This is a genomic window from Tsuneonella deserti, from assembly GCF_014644315.1.
In the GTDB taxonomy this organism is placed as follows: domain Bacteria; phylum Pseudomonadota; class Alphaproteobacteria; order Sphingomonadales; family Sphingomonadaceae; genus Tsuneonella; species Tsuneonella deserti.
On sequence record NZ_BMKL01000001.1, the window covers coordinates 2,540,717 to 2,562,295 of the forward strand.

The 21,579-nt window shown below is 67.2% G+C and carries 26 protein-coding genes; 10 read left to right on the plus strand and 16 right to left on the minus strand.

Annotation, left to right across the window (positions count from 1 at the left end):
* The first annotated feature begins 3 nt into the window (after positions 1-3).
* From IEW58_RS12570 to IEW58_RS12585, 4 genes are read left to right on the plus strand one after another with little or no spacing between them, the layout of a single operon-like run.
* Entirely contained in the window at positions 4-1,182 is a 1,179-nt protein-coding gene (locus IEW58_RS12570; RefSeq protein WP_188645820.1) for an aminotransferase class V-fold PLP-dependent enzyme, read from the plus strand.
* A gap of 14 nt (positions 1,183-1,196) precedes the next feature.
* Entirely contained in the window at positions 1,197-1,670 is a 474-nt protein-coding gene (locus IEW58_RS12575) for an SUF system Fe-S cluster assembly protein (RefSeq protein WP_188645821.1), read from the plus strand.
* Positions 1,670-1,966 carry a hypothetical protein gene (locus IEW58_RS12580; RefSeq protein WP_188645429.1) on the plus strand — a complete coding sequence of 99 codons (297 nt, stop codon included), beginning with the start codon at positions 1,670-1,672 and terminating at the stop codon, positions 1,964-1,966. The genes IEW58_RS12575 and IEW58_RS12580 overlap by 1 nt, the downstream gene beginning before the upstream one ends.
* A complete protein-coding gene (locus tag IEW58_RS12585; protein WP_188645430.1) occupies positions 1,963-2,319 on the plus strand; it encodes a HesB/IscA family protein in 357 nt (118 codons plus the stop codon). Before IEW58_RS12580 ends, IEW58_RS12585 begins: the two co-directional genes overlap by 4 nt.
* Before the next feature lie 27 nt (positions 2,320-2,346).
* Here the strand turns inward: IEW58_RS12585 and IEW58_RS13900 are convergent, their stop codons facing one another.
* On the minus strand, positions 2,347-2,769 hold the full coding sequence (locus tag IEW58_RS13900; RefSeq protein ID WP_373284762.1) for a hypothetical protein: 423 nt from the start codon (positions 2,767-2,769) through the stop codon (positions 2,347-2,349).
* Positions 2,766-3,461, minus strand: coding sequence for an EI24 domain-containing protein (locus tag IEW58_RS12595; protein WP_188645431.1), 696 nt, complete (start codon positions 3,459-3,461; stop codon positions 2,766-2,768). Before IEW58_RS12595 ends, IEW58_RS13900 begins: the two co-directional genes overlap by 4 nt.
* A gap of 104 nt (positions 3,462-3,565) precedes the next feature.
* Here IEW58_RS12595 and IEW58_RS12600 point away from each other — a divergent pair, with 104 nt between their 5' ends.
* Positions 3,566-4,570: an adenosine kinase gene (locus IEW58_RS12600; protein WP_188645432.1), complete on the plus strand. Its 1,005-nt coding sequence runs from the start codon at positions 3,566-3,568 to the stop codon at positions 4,568-4,570.
* Here IEW58_RS12600 and IEW58_RS12605 read toward each other — a convergent pair.
* On the minus strand, positions 4,558-5,304 hold the full coding sequence (locus IEW58_RS12605) for a hypothetical protein (RefSeq protein ID WP_188645433.1): 747 nt from the start codon (positions 5,302-5,304) through the stop codon (positions 4,558-4,560). The two genes, IEW58_RS12600 and IEW58_RS12605, sit on opposite strands and share 13 nt — an antisense overlap.
* Positions 5,268-6,560 carry a phosphoribosylamine--glycine ligase gene (gene purD, locus IEW58_RS12610; protein WP_188645434.1) on the minus strand — a complete coding sequence of 431 codons (1,293 nt, stop codon included), beginning with the start codon at positions 6,558-6,560 and terminating at the stop codon, positions 5,268-5,270. The genes IEW58_RS12605 and purD overlap by 37 nt, the downstream gene beginning before the upstream one ends.
* Here purD and xseA point away from each other — a divergent pair.
* The 3 genes from xseA to IEW58_RS12625 are packed head-to-tail and all read left to right on the plus strand — an operon-like array spanning position 6,559 to position 9,080.
* Positions 6,559-7,959, plus strand: coding sequence for an exodeoxyribonuclease VII large subunit (gene xseA, locus IEW58_RS12615; protein WP_188645435.1), 1,401 nt, complete (start codon positions 6,559-6,561; stop codon positions 7,957-7,959). The genes purD and xseA overlap by 2 nt on opposite strands.
* Before the next feature lie 24 nt (positions 7,960-7,983).
* A complete protein-coding gene (locus IEW58_RS12620; protein WP_188645436.1) occupies positions 7,984-8,184 on the plus strand; it encodes a DUF2093 domain-containing protein in 201 nt (66 codons plus the stop codon).
* Positions 8,181-9,080 carry a M23 family metallopeptidase gene (locus IEW58_RS12625; protein ID WP_188645848.1) on the plus strand — a complete coding sequence of 300 codons (900 nt, stop codon included), beginning with the start codon at positions 8,181-8,183 and terminating at the stop codon, positions 9,078-9,080. The genes IEW58_RS12620 and IEW58_RS12625 overlap by 4 nt, the downstream gene beginning before the upstream one ends.
* 96 nt (positions 9,081-9,176) lie before the next feature.
* On the opposite strand, the gene rpmB is transcribed toward IEW58_RS12625, so the two are convergent.
* Positions 9,177-9,464 (minus strand): 50S ribosomal protein L28, encoded by a 288-nt coding sequence (gene rpmB, locus IEW58_RS12630; protein ID WP_188645437.1) that lies wholly within the window; start codon positions 9,462-9,464, stop codon positions 9,177-9,179.
* A gap of 98 nt (positions 9,465-9,562) precedes the next feature.
* Between rpmB and tadA the strand changes: the two genes are divergently transcribed.
* Positions 9,563-10,018 carry a tRNA adenosine(34) deaminase TadA gene (gene tadA, locus IEW58_RS12635; RefSeq protein ID WP_188645438.1) on the plus strand — a complete coding sequence of 152 codons (456 nt, stop codon included), beginning with the start codon at positions 9,563-9,565 and terminating at the stop codon, positions 10,016-10,018.
* Here the strand turns inward: tadA and IEW58_RS12640 are convergent.
* The 4 genes from IEW58_RS12640 to IEW58_RS12655 are packed head-to-tail and all read right to left on the minus strand — an operon-like array spanning position 10,015 to position 13,577.
* Positions 10,015-10,710, minus strand: coding sequence for a ribonuclease T2 family protein (locus IEW58_RS12640; RefSeq protein WP_188645439.1), 696 nt, complete (start codon positions 10,708-10,710; stop codon positions 10,015-10,017). The genes tadA and IEW58_RS12640 overlap by 4 nt on opposite strands.
* Positions 10,707-11,570, minus strand: a complete 864-nt coding sequence (nadC, locus tag IEW58_RS12645) for a carboxylating nicotinate-nucleotide diphosphorylase (protein ID WP_188645822.1) — start codon at positions 11,568-11,570, stop codon at positions 10,707-10,709. The genes IEW58_RS12640 and nadC overlap by 4 nt, the downstream gene beginning before the upstream one ends.
* Positions 11,566-12,372, minus strand: a complete 807-nt coding sequence (locus tag IEW58_RS12650; RefSeq protein WP_188645440.1) for a LytR/AlgR family response regulator transcription factor — start codon at positions 12,370-12,372, stop codon at positions 11,566-11,568. Before IEW58_RS12650 ends, nadC begins: the two co-directional genes overlap by 5 nt.
* Positions 12,369-13,577 carry a sensor histidine kinase gene (locus IEW58_RS12655; protein WP_188645441.1) on the minus strand — a complete coding sequence of 403 codons (1,209 nt, stop codon included), beginning with the start codon at positions 13,575-13,577 and terminating at the stop codon, positions 12,369-12,371. Before IEW58_RS12655 ends, IEW58_RS12650 begins: the two co-directional genes overlap by 4 nt.
* A 93-nt stretch (positions 13,578-13,670) precedes the next feature.
* Between IEW58_RS12655 and IEW58_RS12660 the strand changes: the two genes are divergently transcribed.
* A complete protein-coding gene (locus IEW58_RS12660; RefSeq protein ID WP_188645442.1) occupies positions 13,671-14,288 on the plus strand; it encodes an HD domain-containing protein in 618 nt (205 codons plus the stop codon).
* Here the strand turns inward: IEW58_RS12660 and IEW58_RS12665 are convergent.
* The 7 genes from IEW58_RS12665 to IEW58_RS12695 are packed head-to-tail and all read right to left on the minus strand — an operon-like array spanning position 14,285 to position 21,567.
* Entirely contained in the window at positions 14,285-15,241 is a 957-nt protein-coding gene (locus tag IEW58_RS12665; RefSeq protein WP_188645443.1) for a PDZ domain-containing protein, read from the minus strand. The genes IEW58_RS12660 and IEW58_RS12665 overlap by 4 nt on opposite strands.
* Positions 15,241-15,945 (minus strand): DsbA family protein, encoded by a 705-nt coding sequence (locus tag IEW58_RS12670; protein WP_188645444.1) that lies wholly within the window; start codon positions 15,943-15,945, stop codon positions 15,241-15,243. Before IEW58_RS12670 ends, IEW58_RS12665 begins: the two co-directional genes overlap by 1 nt.
* Before the next feature lie 10 nt (positions 15,946-15,955).
* On the minus strand, positions 15,956-17,311 hold the full coding sequence (locus tag IEW58_RS12675) for a M48 family metalloprotease (protein ID WP_188645445.1): 1,356 nt from the start codon (positions 17,309-17,311) through the stop codon (positions 15,956-15,958).
* Positions 17,312-17,362: 51 nt separating this feature from the next.
* Complete coding sequence (locus IEW58_RS12680; RefSeq protein WP_188645446.1) at positions 17,363-18,481, minus strand: phosphatase domain-containing protein; 1,119 nt, start codon at positions 18,479-18,481, stop codon at positions 17,363-17,365.
* A gap of 54 nt (positions 18,482-18,535) precedes the next feature.
* The gene (locus tag IEW58_RS14125) at positions 18,536-20,395 is read right to left on the minus strand and encodes a PAS domain-containing protein (RefSeq protein ID WP_373284763.1); all 1,860 of its coding nucleotides are present in this window, start codon (positions 20,393-20,395) and stop codon (positions 18,536-18,538) included.
* A gap of 42 nt (positions 20,396-20,437) precedes the next feature.
* On the minus strand, positions 20,438-20,860 hold the full coding sequence (locus IEW58_RS12690) for a DUF2141 domain-containing protein (RefSeq protein WP_229658582.1): 423 nt from the start codon (positions 20,858-20,860) through the stop codon (positions 20,438-20,440).
* Positions 20,860-21,567, minus strand: coding sequence for a sterol desaturase family protein (locus IEW58_RS12695; protein ID WP_188645448.1), 708 nt, complete (start codon positions 21,565-21,567; stop codon positions 20,860-20,862). Before IEW58_RS12695 ends, IEW58_RS12690 begins: the two co-directional genes overlap by 1 nt.
* Between the last annotated feature and the right edge of the window lie 12 nt (positions 21,568-21,579).

Sequence of the window (21,579 nt, forward strand, 5' to 3'; positions counted from 1 at the left end):
GTGATGGGCGCGATCGGCCGGACGGCGGAGTTTCCCGGCCTGGTGGGTCCGGACGGATCGCGCTGGCACTATCTCGATACGGCCGCAACCGCGCAGAAACCGCAGGTCGTGATCGATGCGGTAAGCAACGCGCTCGGCCGGGACTATGCGACGGTGCATCGCGGCGTCTATTCGCGCTCGGCGCAGATGACGCTCGGCTATGAGGCTGCGCGGCGGCGGGTTGCCTCGTTCATCGGTGGACGCGAGGATGAGATCGTATTCACCCGCGGCGCGACCGAGGCGATCAACCTCGTCGCCTACAGCTACCCCGACAAGGGCCGCGTGCTGCTCAGCCGGCTCGAGCATCACTCGAACATTGTGCCTTGGCAACTTGCGGGCTGGCAGGTGGATGTCTGCCCGTTGACCGAGGACGGGCGGATCGATCTGGCCGCGGCTGAGGCCATGCTGACGCCCGAACACACGATGGTGGCGCTGGCGCACGTTTCAAACGTGCTCGGCTCCGTGCTCGACGCGCATCGGGCCGCCGAACTGGCGCGCTCTGTCGGCGCGAAACTGCTGCTCGACGGCTGCCAGGCCGTGCCGCGGTTGCCCGTCGATGTCGCGGCGCTCGGCTGCGATTTCTACGCTTTCTCCGGGCATAAGCTTTACGGACCCACCGGCATCGGAGCCCTGTGGGGGCATGCCGACCTGCTTGAGTCGATGCCGCCATGGCAGGGCGGGGGCTCGATGATCGACAATGTGACGTTCGAGCGCACCACCTTTGCCCCACCGCCGCAGCGGTTCGAGGCCGGCACGCCCGCGATCGTCGAGGCGATCGGCCTTGCCGCGGCATGCGACTACGTTTCGGCCATCGGGCCCGGCGCCATCCATGCTCACGAAGCCGCTCTCGTGGCAGACCTGCGCGAAGCGCTGCGCCCGATGAATGACGTCACGCTGTTCGGTCCAGAAGACAGCGCGGGCATCGTCAGCTTCGCGCTGCAGGGGGTGCATCCGCACGACCTCGGCACCATATTGGACGAGGAAGGGGTGGCGATCCGCGCCGGGCATCACTGCGCGCAGCCGCTCATGTACTGGCTCGGCGTTCCCGCCACTGCGCGAGCGAGCTTCGGGCTCTACAGCGATGACAGCGATGTGGCCGCGCTGGTGCGCGGGATCGAGCGCGCAAGGCGGATATTCGGATGACCCAGGACTTTGCCATGAACGAGCACAACCGGATCGAGGTCGAACAGGTGGACGCGGTCGACAAGCCGCCGCGCGCCAGCGTCGATGACGCGGAGACCCCACGCGAGAGCTTCGAACGCAAGCGCGACTACCTCGAGGGCTTCCTCGCCCAGAAACCGCAGGTGACGCATGCCGGAGAGCCGGGTGGCGATCTTTATGAAGGCGTGGTTGAGGCGCTCAAGGAGATTTACGATCCGGAAATTCCGGTCAACATCTACGACCTCGGCCTGATCTACGCGGTCGAGGTCACGCCCGACGGTGATGCCAAGGTAACGATGACGCTTACCACGCCGCATTGCCCGGTCGCCGAATCGATGCCCGGGGAAGTCGAATTGCGCGTCGGCGCGGTGCCTGGCGTGCGCGATGCTGAAGTGCTGCTGGTGTGGGATCCGCCGTGGGGTCCCGACAAGATGACCGACGAAGCCCGCCTCGAACTCGGCATGCTCTGATGGGCGATGTTCGTGTCCTGGGCGAATGTCTGCTCGATCCCTCGCGCGAGCAGTGGGAGCGGATGCAGGCCGCGCAGGATCTCGATCAGCAGGGCGCTGATGCGCTGCCCTACCTGTTCGAAGCCGCCTCGCTTGACTGGTCGCACGATCCCGGGATGCGCGTGTTGATCGGCACGTCGATCGCCACCATCTGGCATGGACAGGGAGCACTCCGCACCGCTTCGACCGACGGGCTTCCGCCCGAGACGGTGGCGGAGATCGAGAACGCCCGCCGTCACGCACCAGGAATGTCATGACCGAAACCACCCTCCGCCAGCGCCCCGCGGCCGTCACGCTTACCGCAGCCGCCGAAGCGCGCGTCACCGACCTGATGGCGAAGGCCCCCGAAGGCGCGATCGGCGTCAAGCTATCGACGCCGCGCAGGGGCTGCTCGGGCCTTGCTTACTCGGTCGATTACGTGACCGAAGAGGCCAAGTTCGACGAGAAGATCGAAACGCCCGGCGGCACGTTCTACATCGACGGGCCGAGCGTGCTCTACCTCGTCGGCAGCACGATGGACTGGGTGGAGGACGATTTCACCGCCGGCTTCGTGTTCACCAACCCCAATGCCAAGGGCGCTTGCGGCTGCGGCGAAAGCTTCATGGTGTGAACCGGGCCGGCGCGAGTCCGCGCCGGGCTATTTCCGCAGCGCCTTGACGCAAGCGGCACGATCGACGTCGAGACCATCGCTGGCGCGCCGCGCATCGACGTAAGTAGAGGTCGGAATCGCGCCGGGACGCGAAGGATAGAGGTACACGTCGAGCACGCACGCCTCGCCCGAGAACTGCAGCTTGCGCGCATCGCCTTCCCACACATCGAGCCGGGGTGCGCCGAACTGGCGCTGGAGCTGCGCCGAATCCACGCCGATTACGCCTTCAAGCCCCGGCAGGCTCATCACCTTGGCGACCCGGAACCCGCCAGTGGCCGGCGGTGCCGGGCGGGTTGCGGGAACGCTTCCGACACGCGCGGGGGCCTCGGCTGGAGTCGATGCAACCCGCGTCCCCGTGGTCGGACCGCAGGCGGCGAGCGCAATGATCGGCAGAAGCGGCAGGACTTTCACGGTCGGCTCTTTTTCAGCGGATTGATTCGCGACTGGACCATATGCGTCGCAGCAGCGGCTCCCAGAACGGGTGCCAAAAGGTTCACGAATGGCACCAGCAGCAGCGCGGCGACGATCCCGCCCAGAGCCAGGCGTGTCAAGGGCGGCAGCGGCGGAGTGGCCTGTCTGTCGTGCCGGTGACGGAGCCACGCCATGTCCTGAAGTTCGCGGCCGAGCAGCCACCCGTTGACGACCCAGAACAGGATCGCGGTGCCAACCCCGGTAAGGAGCAGCAGCAGTGCAAAGGGCAACGCCGCGAGATTGACGACCAGCGCTCTCGCCACTCCCGTGAGGGCGTTGCGCGCATCTTCGGCGAGGGGGAGCTTGCGGGCGGTCGCCGCCGCCTGGGGATAGTGCCGCTCCTCGACCGCCAACACTATCTCGTCGGCAAAGAACTGCAGCACAGCGAGCGCGACCACCCGGAACAGCAACCATCCGCCGAGAATCGCCAGAACCAGGCCGATCAGGCCGCCCAGTTCGCCGTAACCGGCGGCGTAATGCTCGATCAGGCTTCGGGCGAGCTGCCACAGCACGATCCCTGCCAGCACGAATATCGCCAGCGTGAGTGCGATGCTCTTGACCAGCACACCGATCACTCGCCGGTCCCCAAGCTGTCCAAGTGCGCGGGCGAAGGCAGGAAGGACACCGGTCATGCGCGCGCTTCTCGTTCGCCTGGCCTCGCCCGTCAACGCGCTTGGCGCAGGCCGCCCCAGCCGCTAGGCGCGCCGGCAACACTGACCACCCCGAAGGAATTTTCGTGACCGAACCCCGCTACGACGTCATCGCCATCGGCAATGCCATCGTCGATGTGATGGCCCCGTGCGATGACGCGCTGATCGACGAGCTCTCGCTCAACAAGGGGGGGATGACGCTCGTCGATGCCGATGGCGCCACGCGCCTCTACGACGCGATGGGTCCGGCTCGCGAGATTTCGGGCGGCTCGGCGGCCAACACGTTGGCAGGCCTTTCGGCCCTGGGCGCGCAGTGCGCCTTCATCGGCCAGGTTGCCGACGACCAGCTCGGCGAAGTGTTCGCGCACGACATCCGCGCCGTCGGTATCGATTTCGACACCCCACCGCGTGCCGGCGACCCGCCGACCGCGCGGTGCCTCATCTTCGTCACCCCCGATGCCCAGCGGACGATGAATACGTTCCTCGGCGCCAGCCAGTTCCTCCCGGCCGCAGCTCTCGATGAAGAGGCGATAGGCGGAGCGAAAGTGCTCTACCTCGAAGGCTACCTGTGGGACCCCGAAGAGCCGCGCGCGGCGATGCGTCGGGCGATCGAAGCGGCTCGCTCTGCGGGCCGCGAGGTGGCCTTCACGCTGTCGGAAGTCTTCGTGATCGACCGCCATGGTGACGATTTCCGCAGCCTGATTGAAGAAGGACTGATCGACGTCCTGTTCGCCAATCACCACGAACTCGAGGCGCTGACCGGCACCAGCGATTTCGAGGCCGGTATCGAAGCGCTCCACGGCAAGGTGCCCACGCTCGTCGTCACCCGCAGCGCCGACGGCGCGGTCGCGGTGCGTAAGGGTGAGCGGGCCGAAGTGCCGGCCGAGCCGATCGATAAGGTCGTCGACACAACCGGCGCGGGCGACCTGTTCGCCGCCGGCTTCCTCTATGGCCACGTGGCGGGCGAGCCGCTCGAGCGGTGCCTGCGCCGGGGAGCGATCTGCGCGGCCGAGGTGATTAGCCATTATGGTGCGCGTCCCGAAGCCGACTTGCAGGCGCTGATGGCCGAAAAGCTGGGTCAGGTGGGATAGAGGGGCGGCGGAGGCTCGCCCCGGTAACCGATAAAGTGCCGTCTCAGCTGGGTGGCATAGACCACGCGGCGCAGGCAATCGAAGCGCGCGGCGGCGACGCCCGGCACGGGCTCCCTCACCGCGGTGTCGACGGGGGCGTGGCTGTATTCCAGCCATCGGCCGCCGACAGTGTGCAGCGCGCCGCCTGGTTCGAAGCCGCACCAGTCCTCGATCCGGTGTGCGAGGGTCTGTAGCGGCTCTCCCCGGCGCAGGCGGGGGACGCGCTCCCAGTCGCCATGGCGCTTGAGAACCGCGATTTCCTTTGCCATCTCGCGGCGGAAGAGCTCCTCCGTCACGTCCACCGCGCGTTCGGCGGCGGGATCGGCGAACGTCAGCCGGAAATTGCTGTCGAGCACGAGGCTGGCCAGCGCATCGCGGTCCAGCTTTGCCATGCGATCCCGTCCGACCCGTAGTTGGATCACCTCGATCTGGTGATCCGGCTCGACAACGAGGGCATACTCGTCCGGCCCGACTCCGAGCGCGCCAAGTTCATGCCGCAGGCCGTCGATTCCCAACTTCTCGCCCGCGGCGAATTCGGCTTCCTGCCGCGCCTGCCGCTGCGAAGGTGTCTCGGAGTAAACACCGGCGCCGTGCTTCGTCCCCCCGCATGCCACCGCGCCGAGGGCCAGCAGCAGCGCAGGCAAGGCGCGCTTCACGCTCAAGCCCCCGAGCGCTCCCGCGCGATCTCCCGCCATCCGATGTCGCGCCGGCAGAACAAGCTCGGCGCGTCGATCTGGTCGACTGCCGCATATGCCTTTTCCTGCGCCTCGGTGGCATTGGCGCCCGTGGCAGTGACCGCGAGCACGCGGCCACCGTTGGCGACTAGGCGATTGTCCCGCAGCACGGTGCCCGCGTGGAACACCTTCGCCCCGTTCGCCTCTGCCTGGCCCAGATCGATGGTGCCGCCCCTGGCCGGGGTGCCCGGATAGCCATCGGCCGCCATGACCACGGTCAACGCGGTTTCGCGCCGCATCTTCACCGGTTGCACGCGGGCAAGGCGGTTCTCGGCACAGGCCAGCAGCAATTCGCCGAGATCGTCCTCCAGCCGCATCATCAGGACCTGGCATTCAGGATCTCCGAAGCGGCAGTTGTATTCGATCAGCTTCGGTCCTTCGGGGGTCAGCATCAGGCCGGCGAACAGGACTCCCGAATAGGGCATGCCGGCATCGGCCAGCGCACGCACCGTCGGGATCACGATCTGTTCGAGAACTTCGCCTCGCAGCACCGGGGTGAGCACGGGAGCGGGGCTGTAGGCCCCCATTCCGCCGGTATTCGGCCCCGTGTCGCCCTCGCCGACGCGCTTGTGGTCCTGCGCGCTGCCGAAGGCGAGGACGCTGGCGCCATCGGTGAGCGCGAAGAAGCTGACCTCCTCCCCTTCCATGAATTCCTCGATCACCACCTCCGTGCCCGCCTCGCCGAACTGGCCGCCGAACATCTCGCCGAGCGCTGCTTCTGCTTCCTCGCGGGTGGCGGCAATGACCACGCCCTTGCCGGCGGCCAGCCCGTCGGCCTTGAGGACGTAGGGCGGGGTGAAGCCGGATAGCGCCGCGGTCGCTTCGGCAAGCGATGAAGTGCGCACATAGCCGGCGGTGGGGACGTTCGCCCGGCGGCAAAGGTCCTTGGTAAAGCCCTTGCTCCCTTCGAGCTGAGCGGCTGCCCTGGACGGGCCGAACACCGGCACGCCTTCGCCGCGCAGGGTGTCCGCCAGGCCATCGACCAGCGGCGCTTCGGGCCCGACCACAACGAGGCCGATGCCATGATCGCGGCAGAAGCGCGTCACCGCGGTGTGGTCGGTCTCGTCCAGCGCGACCAGCTCGGCGTGCTGCGCGATCCCCGGGTTGCCCGGCGCGGCATAGAGCCTATCTCCCTCGTCGGCCAGAAGGCGGGATTGCGCCAGCTTCCACGCCAGCGCATGCTCGCGCCCGCCTCCGCCCAGCAGAAGGATGTTCATGGCCGCTCCCGATTTTGCCGACGACGATGCCCGGCTGGTAGCGAAGGGCCGCGCCGGCGACAACGCCGAGCCGCTGTCGGTGAGCGAACTGGCCGGAATGCTCAAGCGCACGGTCGAGGACCGTTTCGGCTTCGTCCGCCTGCGCGGCGAGCTCTCAGGCGTGAAGCGCGCGGCATCGGGCCACCTCTACTGCTGCCTCAAGGACGATTCCGCGGTGATCGACGGGGTGATGTGGCGCGGGCCCGCGTCCGCGCTGGCGTTCCGCCCGGAGGACGGGCTGGAAGTCGTCGCGAGCGGGAAGCTGACGACTTATCCCGGGCGCTCGAAATACCAGGTGGTGATCGACAAGCTCGAGCTGGCTGGTGAGGGCGCACTGCTCGCCCTGTTCGAAAAGATGCGTCAAAGGCTCGCGGCAGAGGGCTTGTTCGCACCCGAGCGTAAGCGGCGCCTGCCCTATCTCCCCACTACGATCGGCGTGGTCACTTCTCCCACGGGCGCGGTGATCCGCGACATCCTTCACCGGCTCGCAGACCGATTCCCGAGCCGCGTCGTGGTCTGGCCGGTGCTGGTCCAGGGCCAGGGAGCAGCCGAACAGGTCGCCGCCGCGGTGCGCGGGTTCTCGGCCCTGCCGCACGGACACGAATTGCGCCCCGATCTCCTGATCGTCGCGCGCGGCGGCGGTTCGATCGAGGACTTGTGGTGCTTCAACGAGGAGGCGGTCGTGCGCGCGATCGCCGAGTGCGCGATTCCCACCATCAGCGCGGTCGGGCATGAAACCGATACCACCTTGGCCGACCATGCGGCCGACCACCGCGCACCGACACCAACCGCCGCGGCGGAGATCGCCGTGCCGGTGCTGCGCGAGCTTGCCGCCACTCTGGCCGATTTCGCCCATCGCAAGCAGCGCTGCGCCCTGCGACCGGTGGAGCTGGGACGCGAACGGCTCGAAGCCCGGGTCAAGCGCCTCCCTCAACCCACCACGTTGCTCGCCCCGCAAGCGCAGAAGCTCGACGACCTGTCGGAACGGCTGCGGCGAGGCCTGCGCGATTCGGCCTCGCGTTCGCGCGAACGGCTGCAGCACGACCGCGCGCGGCTGGTCCCGTCGCTGCTAACCCACCGGCTCGAGCGTGGACGCGACAGACTGACCGCGACGGCGCGCCTGATGGCCTCGCTCGATCCCGATGCCGTGCTCCAGCGCGGCTATGTCCGGGTGACCGGGGCCGAAGGACGCACGGTGACCGACGCATCGGCAGCACGGGGTGAGGCAGCCCTGGTGCTCAAGTTCCGCGACGGTACGCTGGACGTCGCACCGCTTTCCGGCGTCCAGCGCAAGCCGCGCCCTGTCCCGTCCGTGAAACGGCCCGTGGCGTCGCCGCGGCAGGACGATTTGTTCGGCTAGCCGCAAGCTGATAGGTGCTAGGTCATGCTAATGAAATCGGGTGAAACCGCCGCGCAACTGATCTTCGGGCCCAACGGATTCCGCGTCATGCGGCCTGGCACGCACGTGGTATGTGCCGTGACGGGCGAGGCGATCGCGCTGGAAGAGCTGCGTTACTGGAGCGTCGAGAGGCAGGAGGCCTACGCGTCGCCCGAGATCGCAACCCGGCGCCATCTTTCGCGGTGATCGTCCGCTACCCGCAACTCCTCGCCTTGGCCGCGCTCGCCGGCTGCACCGCGCCCGATGGCGCGGCCGAGCCGGAGACGACCGCCGTGGTCCAGCCAATTCCCGCAACTTCGCCGACCGCCGCACCAGTTCCGGCAGGGCCGAGCACTTTCGCGTTCGACGGCCAGCTGACCCAGGGCGGCTGGATTCGCGGGCAGGTCCCCGCAGGGACGCGCACTGCGGATCTCGATGGCCAGGCGATCTCGTTCGACGCGAACGGCCGCTTCTTTGCCGCTTTCGATCGCGACGCAGGACCGCGCGCGACGCTGACCGCCCATCTTGCCGATGGACGCATCCTCACCAGCCCGGTGGCGATAAGCCCCCGCGATTGGGCGATCGAGCGGATCAACGTCGCGCGCACGCCGGGCGGGCCGACCGAAGCATTTCTCGCCCTGAGGCGGCCGGAGCTGGCGAGGATCGCCGCGGCCCGCGCGCGAAACAGCATGAGCGACGGCTGGCGTCAGAACTTCATCTGGCCGGTCGAGGGACGCATTTCCGGGCGTTTTGGCTCGCAGCGGATCTATCGGGGGGAGCCGGCTGCCTACCATTCGGGCCTCGACATCGCGCCCGGGAACGGGGTCGCCTATGTCGCCCCGGCGGATGGAGTTGTGGTGCTCGCGGCCGAGCAGCCATTCACGCTGGAGGGCAACCTCGTGATCATCGATCACGGCATGGGCCTCAACAGCGCCTTCCTACACTCCTCGCGCCTCGCCGTGAAGGAAGGCGACGTGGTTCGGCAGGGTCAGCTGATCGGCTATACCGGAGCCACGGGCCGGGCCAGCGGGCCGCATCTCCACTGGTCGATCAAGTGGCGCGCCGCGCGGCTCGATCCGTTGCTGTTCCTGCCCCCGCGCTAGTCAGGCCCATATCCGGATAAGCAAAGGTGGCCGGATACGCAAAAGCGCGCGGAACCCCGAAAGGCCCGCGCGCTTTGCTGTGCCTTGCGGCGCGAATCAGGCGGCGGCGGCGCTCTTCTTGAGTTCGCGCTTTACCTTCAGCGCGCTCGCCGAGAGCTTCTCGTCGCTGGTCTTGAGCAGCCAGTTGTCGAGCCCGCCATTGTGCTCCACCGAACGCAGGCCGTGAGTCGAGACCCGGAACTTGAAGCTGCGGTCGAGCTTCTCGCTCAGCAGCGTGACATTCTGCAGGTTGGGCAGGAACGTCTTCTTGGTCTTGTTGTTGGCGTGGCTCACGTTGTGGCCGATCTGGCGGCCCTTGCCGGTGAGTTCGCAGATGCGCGACATGACAGATCTCTTCGCAAAAGTGGTTTCGGCGGTGCCGGGAAAGGCGCGCGCTTAGCCAAGGGCTCGCGAATCGTCAAGCGCCGGGCTACGCGGCTGGCATGATGCGCTGGCCCCTGCCCGACCCGATGCGCCGCGCACTGACGCTGGCGCGTGAGGCTGCCGAGGCGGGCGAAGTGCCGATCGGCGCGGTGGTGGTCAAGGATGGAACGATCGTCGGCGAAGCCCGCAATGCGCCGCGCGCCACCCACGATCCGACTGCTCACGCCGAGATCGCCGCGATTCGGGCCGCCGCCGCGACGCTCGGAAACGAAAGACTGTCTGGCTGCGAACTGTACGTCACGCTGGAACCTTGCGCCATGTGCGCGGGGGCCATCGTTCATGCGCGGATTGGCCGGCTGGTTTACGCAGCGCCCGATCCGAAGGGCGGCGCGGTGACGCATGGAGCGCGGGTATTCGACCACCCGCAATGTCTTCACCGGCCGGAAGTTGTCTCGGGCATCGGCGAAGGCGAATCGGCAGATCTGTTGCGCGAATTCTTTCGCGCAAGGCGCTAGAGCCCGCGCCAGATCTTGATCGGCGCGGCGTCCGCGGGGCCGAAGCGCCGGCGGTCGCAGCGCGCTGGCATGAAGTCCTTGCCGTAGCAGAGGCGGAGCTCCTCCAGCCAGCCGCGCTGGTTGAGCTTCACGCCAACTGCCTCCGGGCGCCACCCGGGATTGGCGGCAGCAAAGCGGTGGCGAAGCAGGCCCGCGCTCAGCTCGGGGTCTTTCGAAAGCCGGTCGAGATCGGGCAGCCGCAGGCCGTTGAATAGAATGCGCGTGACCTTGAAGTAAGCCTCCGGAGTGCGGACCATGCAAGCTCCGTGCTTGGCCCACTCGGTCGCTTGCAAGCGCGGAGAGGGCACCAGGCACATGTTTCGTCGCGCTTCGACAGAACTCAGCTTGCGCGCCGTGGGGCACCACTGAGGCCAGGTTCCGCGTGCTTCCGGCCACAGGCCGTGTACCACCAGGCCGAAGCGTCCATTGCGGGTCGAACATTGAAACGCCCCGGCAGCTCGCGCCCCACGACCGTTGCAGAACTCGGGCGACCAGCTGAGTGCGAGCGTGTACCCGGTCGGCCGCGATTGCCGCACCGGCCCGTCGGGATGGACTTGCGGCACCGATACCGCTTTCGGAACGCGGCACTGATAGGCCTGGGCGGACAGCGGCGCGCCGCTGGCCAGCAGCGCGAGGCCCAGCGCAATTTTCACAGCGGCGTGAAGTCGAGCCCGATGTCGGCCGCGGGCGCGCTCTGGGTGAGCCGGCCCACCGAAACGTAATCGACGCCGGTTGCCGCCTTGGCCTTGATGGTTTGGAGGTTGATGCCACCGCTCGCCTCGGTCGGCACGCGGCCAGCGACGAGGGTGATCGCCTCACGCAGCGTTTCGGGCTCCATATTGTCGAGCAGCAACCGGGTCGCGCCCCCCGCGAGCGCGGGTTCGATCTGCTCGATCCGGTCGACTTCGCAGATGATCTCGCGCACTCCGGCGGCGACCGCGCGGCGCACGGCCTCCCCGACGCTGCCGGCGACGAGGACGTGGTTGTCCTTGATCATCGCCGCGTCCCACAGGCCCATCCGGTGATTGCGCCCGCCGCCCATTCGCACGGCGTATTTCTCGAGATGGCGCAGGCCGGGAATGGTCTTGCGCGTGTCGAGCAGGACGCAGCGCGGATTGTCCATCGCGCGCACGTACTCGCGGGTCAGCGTAGCGACGCCGGACAAGTGCTGAACGATGTTGAGCGCGCTGCGTTCGGCGGTGAGCATGGCGCGCGCGTTGCCCTCGAGGCAGATGAGATTCGCGCCTGCCTCGACTTCCGCGCCCTCGTCGACCAGCCGCTCGACCGTCATCGCCGGATCCAGCGCGCGGAAGAAAGCTTCGGCGATCGGCAAACCCGCCACCACGATGGCGTCGCGGCTGTCCATTACGCCGCTAAAGCGCGCATCGGCCGGAATCACGCTCTCGCTGGTAACATCGCGTCCGCCGCCTGGAAGGCCCTCGCCGAGGTCCTCGGCCAAGGTTTCACGGACAAAGCGGTCGAGATCGAAGCCGGGGAGCGACCAACCCTCAATGGACAAAGCGGGCCACCACGTCGCGGTAGGACCGGCTGACTTTCACTTCCGCGCCGCTGTCCAGCACCAGGAAGCACTCGCCATTGGTGTGCGGCTTCACCTGGCGCACGAGGTTGAGGTTGACGATCGTCGAACGGTGGACCCGCTGGAAGGTGCGCGGATCGAGCCGGCGTTCGAGGTCCTTCATCGTCTCGCGCAGGATCAGGCTGTTGTCGCCGGTGTAGATGCACATGTAGTCGCCCGCGGCTTCGATGTGCTCGATCGAGTCAATCTCGACTCGGAAGATCTGTCCGCGGTCCTTGATGTTGATGAGCTTTTCGTAGCGGTCGGAGCTTTCGGCCGGCGCTTCGTCCGCCGCGGCGAATTCCTCGGCGGCGTCGGGAGCGACTTCGCTTAGCACGTTTTTGAGCTTCTCGGCTTCCTCCGCGCTGCGCTTTTCGGCGAGGCGCTGGCGCACCCGCTCGACGGTGTCGGCCAGCTTGTCTTCGTCGACAGGTTTCATCAGGTAATTGACCGCGTTGGCCTCGAACGCGCGGATCGCATGCTCCTCGAACGCGGTGACGAACACGAACAGCGGCGGTTCGATCTCCATCACCCCTTTGACGACCGAGAACCCGTCGAAGCCGGGCATCTGGATGTCGAGGAACACCAGGTCCGGCTTTTCGGTCTTGATCGCCCGGATCGCTTCGCGCCCGTTGGCGCAGGTGCCGATTACCTCGACATCGTCGAACTTCTGGAGGCGGAGTTGCAGGCCCTGGATGGCGAGCTTCTCGTCGTCGACGAGCAGGGTGCGGATGGTCATGCGGCAGTGGTTCCAATCGTAGGCGCCCGAAGGGGCGTCGCGGGTGCGGGAATTGCGGAAGCGGGCCGTTCGACGCCTTGCGTTTCACGCGGCGCTGCGGCCTCGAAGGGGATTTCGATGATCACTGTGAAGCCGCCTTCCGGCGGGTTGCGGATTTCGAAGCGGTGCTCCTCGCCATAGGCCTGTTGGAGACGATCGCGGATATTGGCCAGGCCGACCCCGGTCGAAACCGTGCGACCCACCCCCGCGAGCGACCCCGATCCGCTGCCGCCGCCGCCGCTCTCGCGCAATCCCGGTCCGCTGTCCGATACGGCGACCCGCAGTCTCTGTCCGACGAGTTGCGCCGTCAGGGTGATGGAGGCGCCCTCTTCCTGGGGGCTGACCGCATACTTGATCGCGTTCTCGACCAATGGCTGAAGCAGCATCGAGGGCAGGCAGGCGTTGGCCGCTTCCGGTTCAACCTGGAAATCGGTCCGCAGCCGTTCCTCGAACCGCATCCGCTCGATGCCGAGGTACAGGTTCAGAGTCTCGACTTCCTGCGCGATGGTCACCTTGCTGCCGGGCTCGCTCACCAGAGTGTGGCGCAGGAAGGCGCTCAGGCGGGTGAGCATCGCGTTCGCGGGCTCCGTCTGCTTGAGCAGCACCAGCGTGGAGATCGAATTGAGCGTATTGAACAGGAAGTGCGGATTGAGCTGGTAGCGCAGCATGGCGAGCTGCGCGCTGGTCGCCTGCGCCTCGAGCCGCTCGAGCCGGTCGGCCTGTTCCTCCACCTGGAGGAAGAAGTTTATCGCGTAATAGAGCGCCGACCACGCCCCAAGCAGCGTCCCGTCAAGGAACGCCAGTCCCACGATGCGCTGGGCAAATGTCGTTTCGCGCGTGCCCGAGAAATAGATGCCCTGCAGCCAGGCGTCGATCCCGGCATAGACCCCGACCGCCAGGGCAAGCACAACCGCGGTCGTGCCAAGGGTGACGAGAGCGGTGCGCTGCATCAGTTGACGGTAGATGACCGACAGAACGAGGCTGATCGCGAAGCCTGTCACCACCTGGACCAGCACGACGAGCAGCAGGTCCCACGGCGCCTGGTTGGCCATCGCGGACACTGCGCGCAGTGCGAACACGCCGCCCCAGCCTGCGAACTGCAGGTTCCAGAATGCGGCGTTCTTGTTGTCGAAGAACGGCGCCGGGCGGAAGGGCAGCATGACCATCTGTCGCAGCCCTAAACTAATGTCGCCCCCGCGTCAGACAAGTTTTGGCAAGCGCCTGCCCGATGCGCTATGCTGCAAGGCAAGGAGAGAGCCATGGATGTGACCGAAGATACGCTCCACGGGGCGGCAGAGCGCGCGAAATTCCGCGAGATGAAAGAAGGCACCGCCGAGGACTGGGCGATCATCGGGGCGGACTACATGCAGTTCGCAGCCGGGCTGCCCGATCGCGTCCTGGCCCATCTTCGGCTGCTGGATGGCGATTTCGGCGGCTTCCCGATCTGCCGGCTCGAGCATTCGTTGCAGACCGCCACCCGCGCGCACCGGGACGGGCGAGACGAAGCCTACGTGGTGATGGCGCTGCTTCACGACATCGGCGATACGCTGGGCACCTTCAATCACCCGGAAGTAGCGGCATCGATCATCAAGCCGTTCGTGAGCGAGGAAGTGCACTGGATCTGCCAGAACCACGGACATTTCCAGGGCTACTACTACTTCCACTACCTCGGCATGGACCAGAATTCGCGCGAGCAGTTCCGCGATAATCCCTCTTTCGACGCATGCGCGGAATTCTGCGAGAAGTACGACCAGGCGGCCTTCGACCCCGCTTACCGTAGCGAAAGCCTCGAGTTCTTCGAGCCCATGGTTCGCCGCGTAATGGCCCGGCCGATCAATTCGCTTTACGCCAAGGTTGCCGAAGCGAAAGCGGCCTAAGGCAAGACTTCGCGGATGAAGTGCGTCCGCCAGTCGGCGGGCGCACCGGCAGCGGACAGAGCTGCGATCTTCGGCAATTCGCCCTCGACGAACTCAGCGCGTTCGTCCCAGCCGTCGTGGGTCGGGGCGCGGAAGATCCAGCCGTCGTTGCCCGGGCCCCACTTGCGAAAGAATCGCGCCGCAGCAGCCGGATCGTAACCCGCGTTCGCGAGCAGCCACGGCATCAGGCGATCCGCCTCGCGCTCGGTAAGGCGGACGTTCCGGGCCTTGCGTCCGGCGACATTGAGCAACTTGCGGTGTGCCATCAGGTTATGCGCGAACTCGTGCGCCACTGCCGCAGCCATCTCGTCCTCGGCCAGGCCGAACCCTTCGAACCGGCGGCCGAAAACCACTCTCTTGCCATCGGCGACCGCGCGTCCGCCGCCATCAAGCAGTTCGAAGCGAGTGGGGCAGGCGGGAGTCCCGGCGATCCGCGCTTCGCGTCGCGCTCCCCCGGACGTGCGCCACGCGATATGCACCGCGCCATCGCGAGCGAGCGCGGCATCGATCGCATCGTGCAAACTTGCCAGGCGGCGCCAGTCGTTGGCCCTTACCGCAGGCAACTCCGTCATCGACCGCCCGTCTATCTCGAGGATCTCGTCATTCGGCGACAGTCCCGCCAATGCAGCAGGAGCGCCGGCCACTGCCGCCTCCACCGCGATGTCGCCCTCGATTCCCGCCGCGGTGCGCATCCGCTCCGGTTGCGCGTAATTCCCCATATCCTGCAGCAGCAGGCCGATGGACGGCTTCGCCTCGCAAAACGCGGCGTTGGCGGTGGCCAGTCGCCACCCGAGCGTCTGCAGGCGCAAGTCGTCCGCCTGCAGGCTGAGCAGGCCGGCGCGGTCTTCCGCTACGCCGGCATGGACGGGGGAGGAAAGAAAAGCCAACGCGGCCAGCAAGACGGCCCGCGTCATCAAACTCCGCCTGCATCGGGGGCAATGGCGGCGATGGCGTCGGCCAGTCGCTCGCGCCCGACGGCGCCCGAAAACGCCTGGTTCCCCACTACCCAACTCGGCGTGCCTTCGAAGCCGAGCTTTCGGGCGAGCTCATGGTTGGTCCGCAGCTCGAGATCCGCTTCGGGCGAGGTGGCGAAGGCACGCGCGGCCGCCAGATCCAGCCCGGCGCCCCTGGCCGCGAGCTCGATCGACTGTTCGCTCGGCGGGCCATGCGCGAACATCAGGTCGTGGAAAGCAGCGTACTTGCCCTGTTTCGCCGCGGCCAGGGCCATTCGCGCGGCAGCGTCGCTGCCTTCGAAAATCGGCCATTCGCGCACCACCACGCGCAAGTCCGGATCGGCGGCGACCAGCGCCTGCACATCGGCGATCGACTGGCGGCAGTAGGTGCAGCCGTAATCGGTAAACTCGACCAGCGTCTTGCTGCCACGGGGGTTGCCGAGCACCGCGCCGGGGAACGGACGGGCAAGGTCACCCTCGATGCCGGCCAGCCGCTTGGCGGTGTCCCGGTTCTGCAGCCGCTCGGCCATCCGGGGCAGGATTTCGGGATGGTCGAGCAGATATCGCTCGGTGCTGCTGCCACCCAATCCGCTCAGGGCAAACAGCCATGCCCCGAGGAAGCCGCAAACGAGCGCGGCGAGCGCGAAGGGAATTAATCGGAGCATCGAACCCTCGCTACTTGCGGTCCTTGGCCCGTTCAAGCTCTCCGCGGGCCTGCATGGCGATGTCCTGCGCGCGCAGCCAGTCCGGCGATCCTTCCGGCAGGCCGGCCTCGGCCGCCTGCGCGCTGCGCAGCGCTTCCATGTACTGGCCGCTCATCACCTGCTGCTCGGCGCTCGCGAGGCGCGCGCGCGGCATATCGTTCTCCGCGGCATAGATGACCCCGAGCTGGTACCAGGCGAACGGGTTCAGCCGATCACGCGACACCGCCGTGCGCAGGACCTTCTTGGCTTCCTCGTACTGCGACGGATCCTCTGTCGCGATGAGCGCGTGTCCGAACAGCGAGGCGATCAGCGGCTCGTTCCCGGTAAGCTCGGTTGCCTTGCGCAAGGGAGCGATGGCATCACGCGGCCGGCCCGATTCAAGCAGCACCTGTCCTTCCAGTTCCAGGTAATAGGGATCGTCTGGAGCGGACTTGAGCAGCGCCTCGGTTTCGGACAGCGCCTTGTCCATCATCGCCTGCTTGTGGAACGCATAGGCGCGGGCATAGCGTGCAGGCGCGCCGGTGTCGGTTTCCGGAAACTCGCGCAAGGTTTGCTGCGGTTCCTGGACATATCCCGCAAGCTTGGCCTTCACCCGCTCGAACCGCGCCTGGAGCGCGGGGTCGGCCGGAGTGTTCCAGGCCGGGTCCGCTTCGTAATCGTGAGTCAGGCGGGCAATGCGCTCTCCCGACATGGGATGGGTGGAAACGTAAGCGTCCTCGTCGCTGTGGCTCATGCCATAGCGGAATTCGAGGTTCTGCAGCTTCTTGAAGAAATCGAGCGAGCCGCGGCCCGAGATTCCCGCCTTCGACAGATATTGCGCCCCCGCCGCGTCGGCGGCGCTTTCCTGCACGCGGCTGAAAGCGAGGTATTTGCCCAGCGCGGCGCGCTGGCCGGCCATCATCACGCCCATCGCCGCCTCGCCCGCGCCCGCAACGGCAGCAGCCACGCCCAGCAACATCGAGAGGATGGAGATCCTGCTGGCCGTTGCCATTCCCTGCGATGAAGAAATGACGTGCCCGCCGGTGACGTGCCCCAGCTCGTGCGCGATGACCCCCTGGACTTCGGCCGCGCTGTCGGCCGCTTCGATCAGGCCGGTGTGGATATAGACCGCCTGGCCGCCAGCCACGAACGCGTTGATCGATGGATCCCCCACCAGGACGATATCCACGTTCCCGGGCGCCAGGCCTGCCGCCTTGACCAGCGGCGCCGCCATTTCGTCGAGCAAGGCTTCGGTCTCCGCGTCGCGCAGGACCGATTGGGCGGAAGCCGGCTGCGCGGTCAACGACAGTGCGGCGAGGATCGCGAGGGCGCGGGAGACGGCACGCATGGCTTGGTGTTTAGCGGTTTTCGCGCTGAACCGGAACTGAAGCTCCCTGCTTCACTTCTTTCCGGCGCCGGTTTCGCCGGCCTTATGCACGGTCTCGACGATGCTCGCGGTTTCGCCGTGCGTGGAGATCCCGTTGGCGCGGAGGAACTCCTGGCCGGTGGCGTAATCGTCGCCCAGCCAGAGCGGGACTCCGGCGGCCTCGATAAGCGCCTGCCCGGCCAGCTCGCGCGGCGAGAGCGGACCGGCGCCGGTGCGGATGAATACCGCCGCGATGCGTCCCGGATTGGCCTGGACGGTATCCGCATAGGCGGGCAGATCCCCCTGGGTGTCGTCTCCGATCAGGGCGAACCGCATGTCAGGATAGAATGACAGGAGCGCGTCGAGCGCCGCGCGCTTGTGCTCTCCGTGACTTTCCCCGCCCAGCGTCGCGCGGTTGAAACCCCAGTCACGCAGAAGCAGCGGGCCCAGCGGCAGGCCGCGGCTCTGCTGGAAGGCGACGAGATAGGAGAACAGGTTCCAGGGCGAAGACGAGATGTAGAAGAACGGGCGGTGTGTTGCGGCATGGCGGGTGCCTGCGCCGCCGGGCTCCGCCAGCACCGCTCCGCCGCCCAGCGCGCTGAAGAAGACGTCTGCGCCGGGTACCGCGATACGCTCGTCCGGAAGCTCGGCGAGAACGCGCCGCCAGTTGCGGGCGATCGCGCGCGGTCCGCCGGTTATGCCAGTTTCCATTATCGTGTCGTCGATGTCGGAAACAATCGCCAGGCGGGTCACCCCGCCGGGCGCCAGCACATGCCCTTCGGTGCATTGCGCCCCTTGGGGAGTGATCCAGTGGAAGCAGACGACCTCCCATGCCGGGTCGTCGGGCAAGGCCCACGGCGGATCGAGCGGCACGTCGAAGCGGACATACCCTTCCTGGTCGCTCACCGCTTCGAGTTCGAGCGTGGCGCCTTCGGGATTCTTCAGCTCCAGCCGCACGGCCAAGCCCGGCACCTCGCGCGAGGCGAACTGCGCCAGCATCGTGCGCATCGCCTGGAGCCGGCCGCGCGGTGCGAACTCATCCTTGCCGGGGCGCCCCGCGCGCAAGGCGCGCGCGGTGATCGTGAGGCGGGTTTCGCTGCGGTGGCCGAAGAACGGCTGGACTCGAACGGGGGCGGTTGAAAATAGCGGCATCGCCCCGCGCTAGCGGTCGCTGTGCGGCAAGGACAGCCCGCGCGGTGGGTGAGATCAGGCGACGAGCTTCTTCGCCGCCTTCTCGACCAGTGGCACGTCGGTGACTTCGCCGAGCACCACGACCCGTCCATCGACGCGGCGGATCATCACCAGCGAGAATTCCTCGCCCTCCTCATCGATGTCCTCGAATCCGAGTGGGGCGATTTCGCGCAGCTTGCGGGCGAGCGCCTCGCGCGGAGTCTCGCGGACCTCGCCTTCGGCAGGATCGGCCCGGCGATAGGCGCGCTCGGCCTGGACCACACCCTTGAGGCCGCCCTCGGCCTCGGCAAGGTGCCGTGCGAGAGTGCCGCGCGCGATGCCCACGCGGTGAGCGTGACTGAGCACCGCGGCATATTCGGTGAGGCGCGTCTTGTCGTAATTCGCGCCGAACACGAGCTTGACCACCGGGGTCATCGGCGCGCGTTCCTGTACCGTCAGCCCGCTTTCGGCGACCAGCTCGGCGAACGCCTCCGGCTCCGCCTGCGCGGCGAGGCTGAAGTCATAGGCCCGGCCGACCGCGGCGTAGAGCGCGTTACGGCTGCGGTCTTCCGAAGAGCTCGCGGCAAGCGCCAACTCGCGGGCGGCGGCGAGACAATCGTAGAGATCGTCGTCGGCCCCGTCGCCCATCGCGACCGCGAAGTCTTCTTCCACGGTGGGTGCGAAGGGCAACGGTTCGTCGGCAGGAGCTGCGGCCTGTTCGGTGAACACGGGCTCGTGAAGCTGCATCACCGGAATCGGCGCCGCCGGGGCAGGCGCATACTCGACGGGCACAGCCGCGGGCGTGTCGCTGGCCGGGCGCGGCGTCTGCCATGCGGCGAGCGCAGCGTCCTGGTCTGCGTAGTCGTATTCTTCGTCATCCTCGTCGAAGGAGTCGTGGCCGAACTCATCGGCTTCGCCAAGCTCGAGCGGGGCGCGGCCGACCTTGCTTCCGCCGAGCGAAAGCAGCGACGCGAAGCGCGTTTCGCTCTCCGGCTCGTCATCCACCGCCTCGATGGCTTCGTACAGGTCGGACGAGTGGTCCTCGTCCTCCGGGTCGAATTCGTCCTCGTCGAATTCGTCCTGTTCGGCGCCGAACGCCGGAAGAGGGAACGGATCTTCATCCGCTGCCGCCGGCAGTTCGACCGGCGCCGCAGTCGGGGCGCCCTCGGCGCTCCCGGGGCCATCGGCCCAGTCCGTTACCGGATCGGTCCGCCTCGGGAGCTCCCCTGCCGGCGCCGCTTCGAGCTCCTGATCGATCTCCAGCAGCAATTCGTCGCTGGTCAGCTGGTCGGCCATCTGCTTCCAGTTGATCACGCCGTAGATGAAATCGATCGTGTCGTCGTCGCTCGAGAACGGCAGCAGGATCCCGCGGTAGAGTATCGTCGCACCGCGCTGGTTGACGAATTCCGCCTCGAATCCGATCGGCGCCTGGTTGGCGAGGATCTGCATGTAGTGGTCGGTGATGCGGCTGAGCAGCGAGCGTGTCGGGATGTCCGACAGGCGCGCGATTCCATCGGGCGCGTCGCACTCCGTGGCCAGTTCGCCCCCCAGGTAGCGCACCGCCGGATCGTCGATCCCGTTGGTGAAGTCGAGCAGGACCGAAAACGGCCCGAAGTCCGGCAGTCCGGCCGGATCGAGATCCTCGATCGAGGGGAAGTTCCGGTCAGCCAGCAGGCTGGCCCAGTGGTTGTAGGCGCGCACCTGCATGCGCCGCTCGTCCTGCCCCACGGGGCTCGGCGGCAACTCGCGGTCGGCATCGTCCTCACCGGAGGCGTAATCGAGCGTCTCGTCGTAGTCGGCGGTACCGAATTGTCCCCGCAAGGTATCCATTACCCGTCGCTGCCCCCGTGTGTTCTCGAAGCGATTGGGCAGGTTCTGGCCGAGCGTGGTAAACATCCCGTTAAGTTGCGCCGCGACTTTTGGCCGGTGCGGGGTTGATCACATGAGATAGCGCATCCGCACCGACTGGACGACATCCTCGCCCGCGACCGCGAACGCTGCCTGGTCGAACCTGGGCGGGCCCATGCGGACCGGCGCATCGCGCGAGAAGCCGAACCCCTCGCGCGGAATCAGTCCGAGGGTCTTGTCGGCGCGGCCGTTGCCGTTCTCGTCGTGCAGCACCGAGATCGCATAGCGGCCCTGCGGAAGGTGCGCGAAAGTGGTCTCGGGCCGGTTGGCCGGCAGGATGGCCGTGCGAGCGGTGGCACTCCCGCTGCAATCGGGAAACCGGTCGGCCTCGCGGGTCAGACAGACCATCACCTGTCCCTTGTCCGAACGCAGGCCGGTGACCTTCAGGCTGACAATTCCCGCCGGTTCACCCGCGCCCGTCAGCAGCGTTCCGGCGAGCGCGAGGCCGAGCACTACGCGAGCCCGCGATCGGTGCCGCACAGCTTGTCCCAGAAACGAAAATAGAGGCCGTAGTTGCATCGATAGAGATCGTGGTGCCGTTGATGATGGCTGGCCGTTATCAGCCAGTTACCTGCTCGCGAGTGAACGAGCGCCCGGGGAAACATCTCCCAGCCCATGTGATTGGTGACCCCCATCACTGTCATCACCGTCAGCACGAGCGCAAGCATGGCCGGGTGGATCGGGACGACGAAAACCAGCGCGGGAATGACCACCGCGCCCGTCAGCGCCTCGATCGGATGGAAGCTCATCGCCGCCCATGCAGTGGGCGGACGACTGGCGTGGTGAACCGCATGAGCGACACGGAACGGCCGTGGCCGGTGCATCCAGCGGTGAGTCCAGTAGAACCACGTGTCGTGCGCCGCGAGGTAGATCACGGGGGCGACAAGGGAATACCACAGCGGGTAGGCCGCCCAGTCGGTGTAGATCGCCGTCCAGCCGCGCGCCTGCCAGCCCCACGCGACGATCCCGGCCGGGATTCCATAGATCGCGGCGGAGGCGAGCGACCAGCCGATCTCCTTGCGGATCTGGTGGTTCAGCCCGGCATAAAGCCCCGGCCGTACCCGCCGGGTCGCGAGGGCGAACAGACCACTCGCGCCGAGGTAGCGCAGCGCCACGATGGCGGTCATCGCCAGGGCGGAAGCGAGGATGGCGAGCAGCATCGCGCGCCGTTT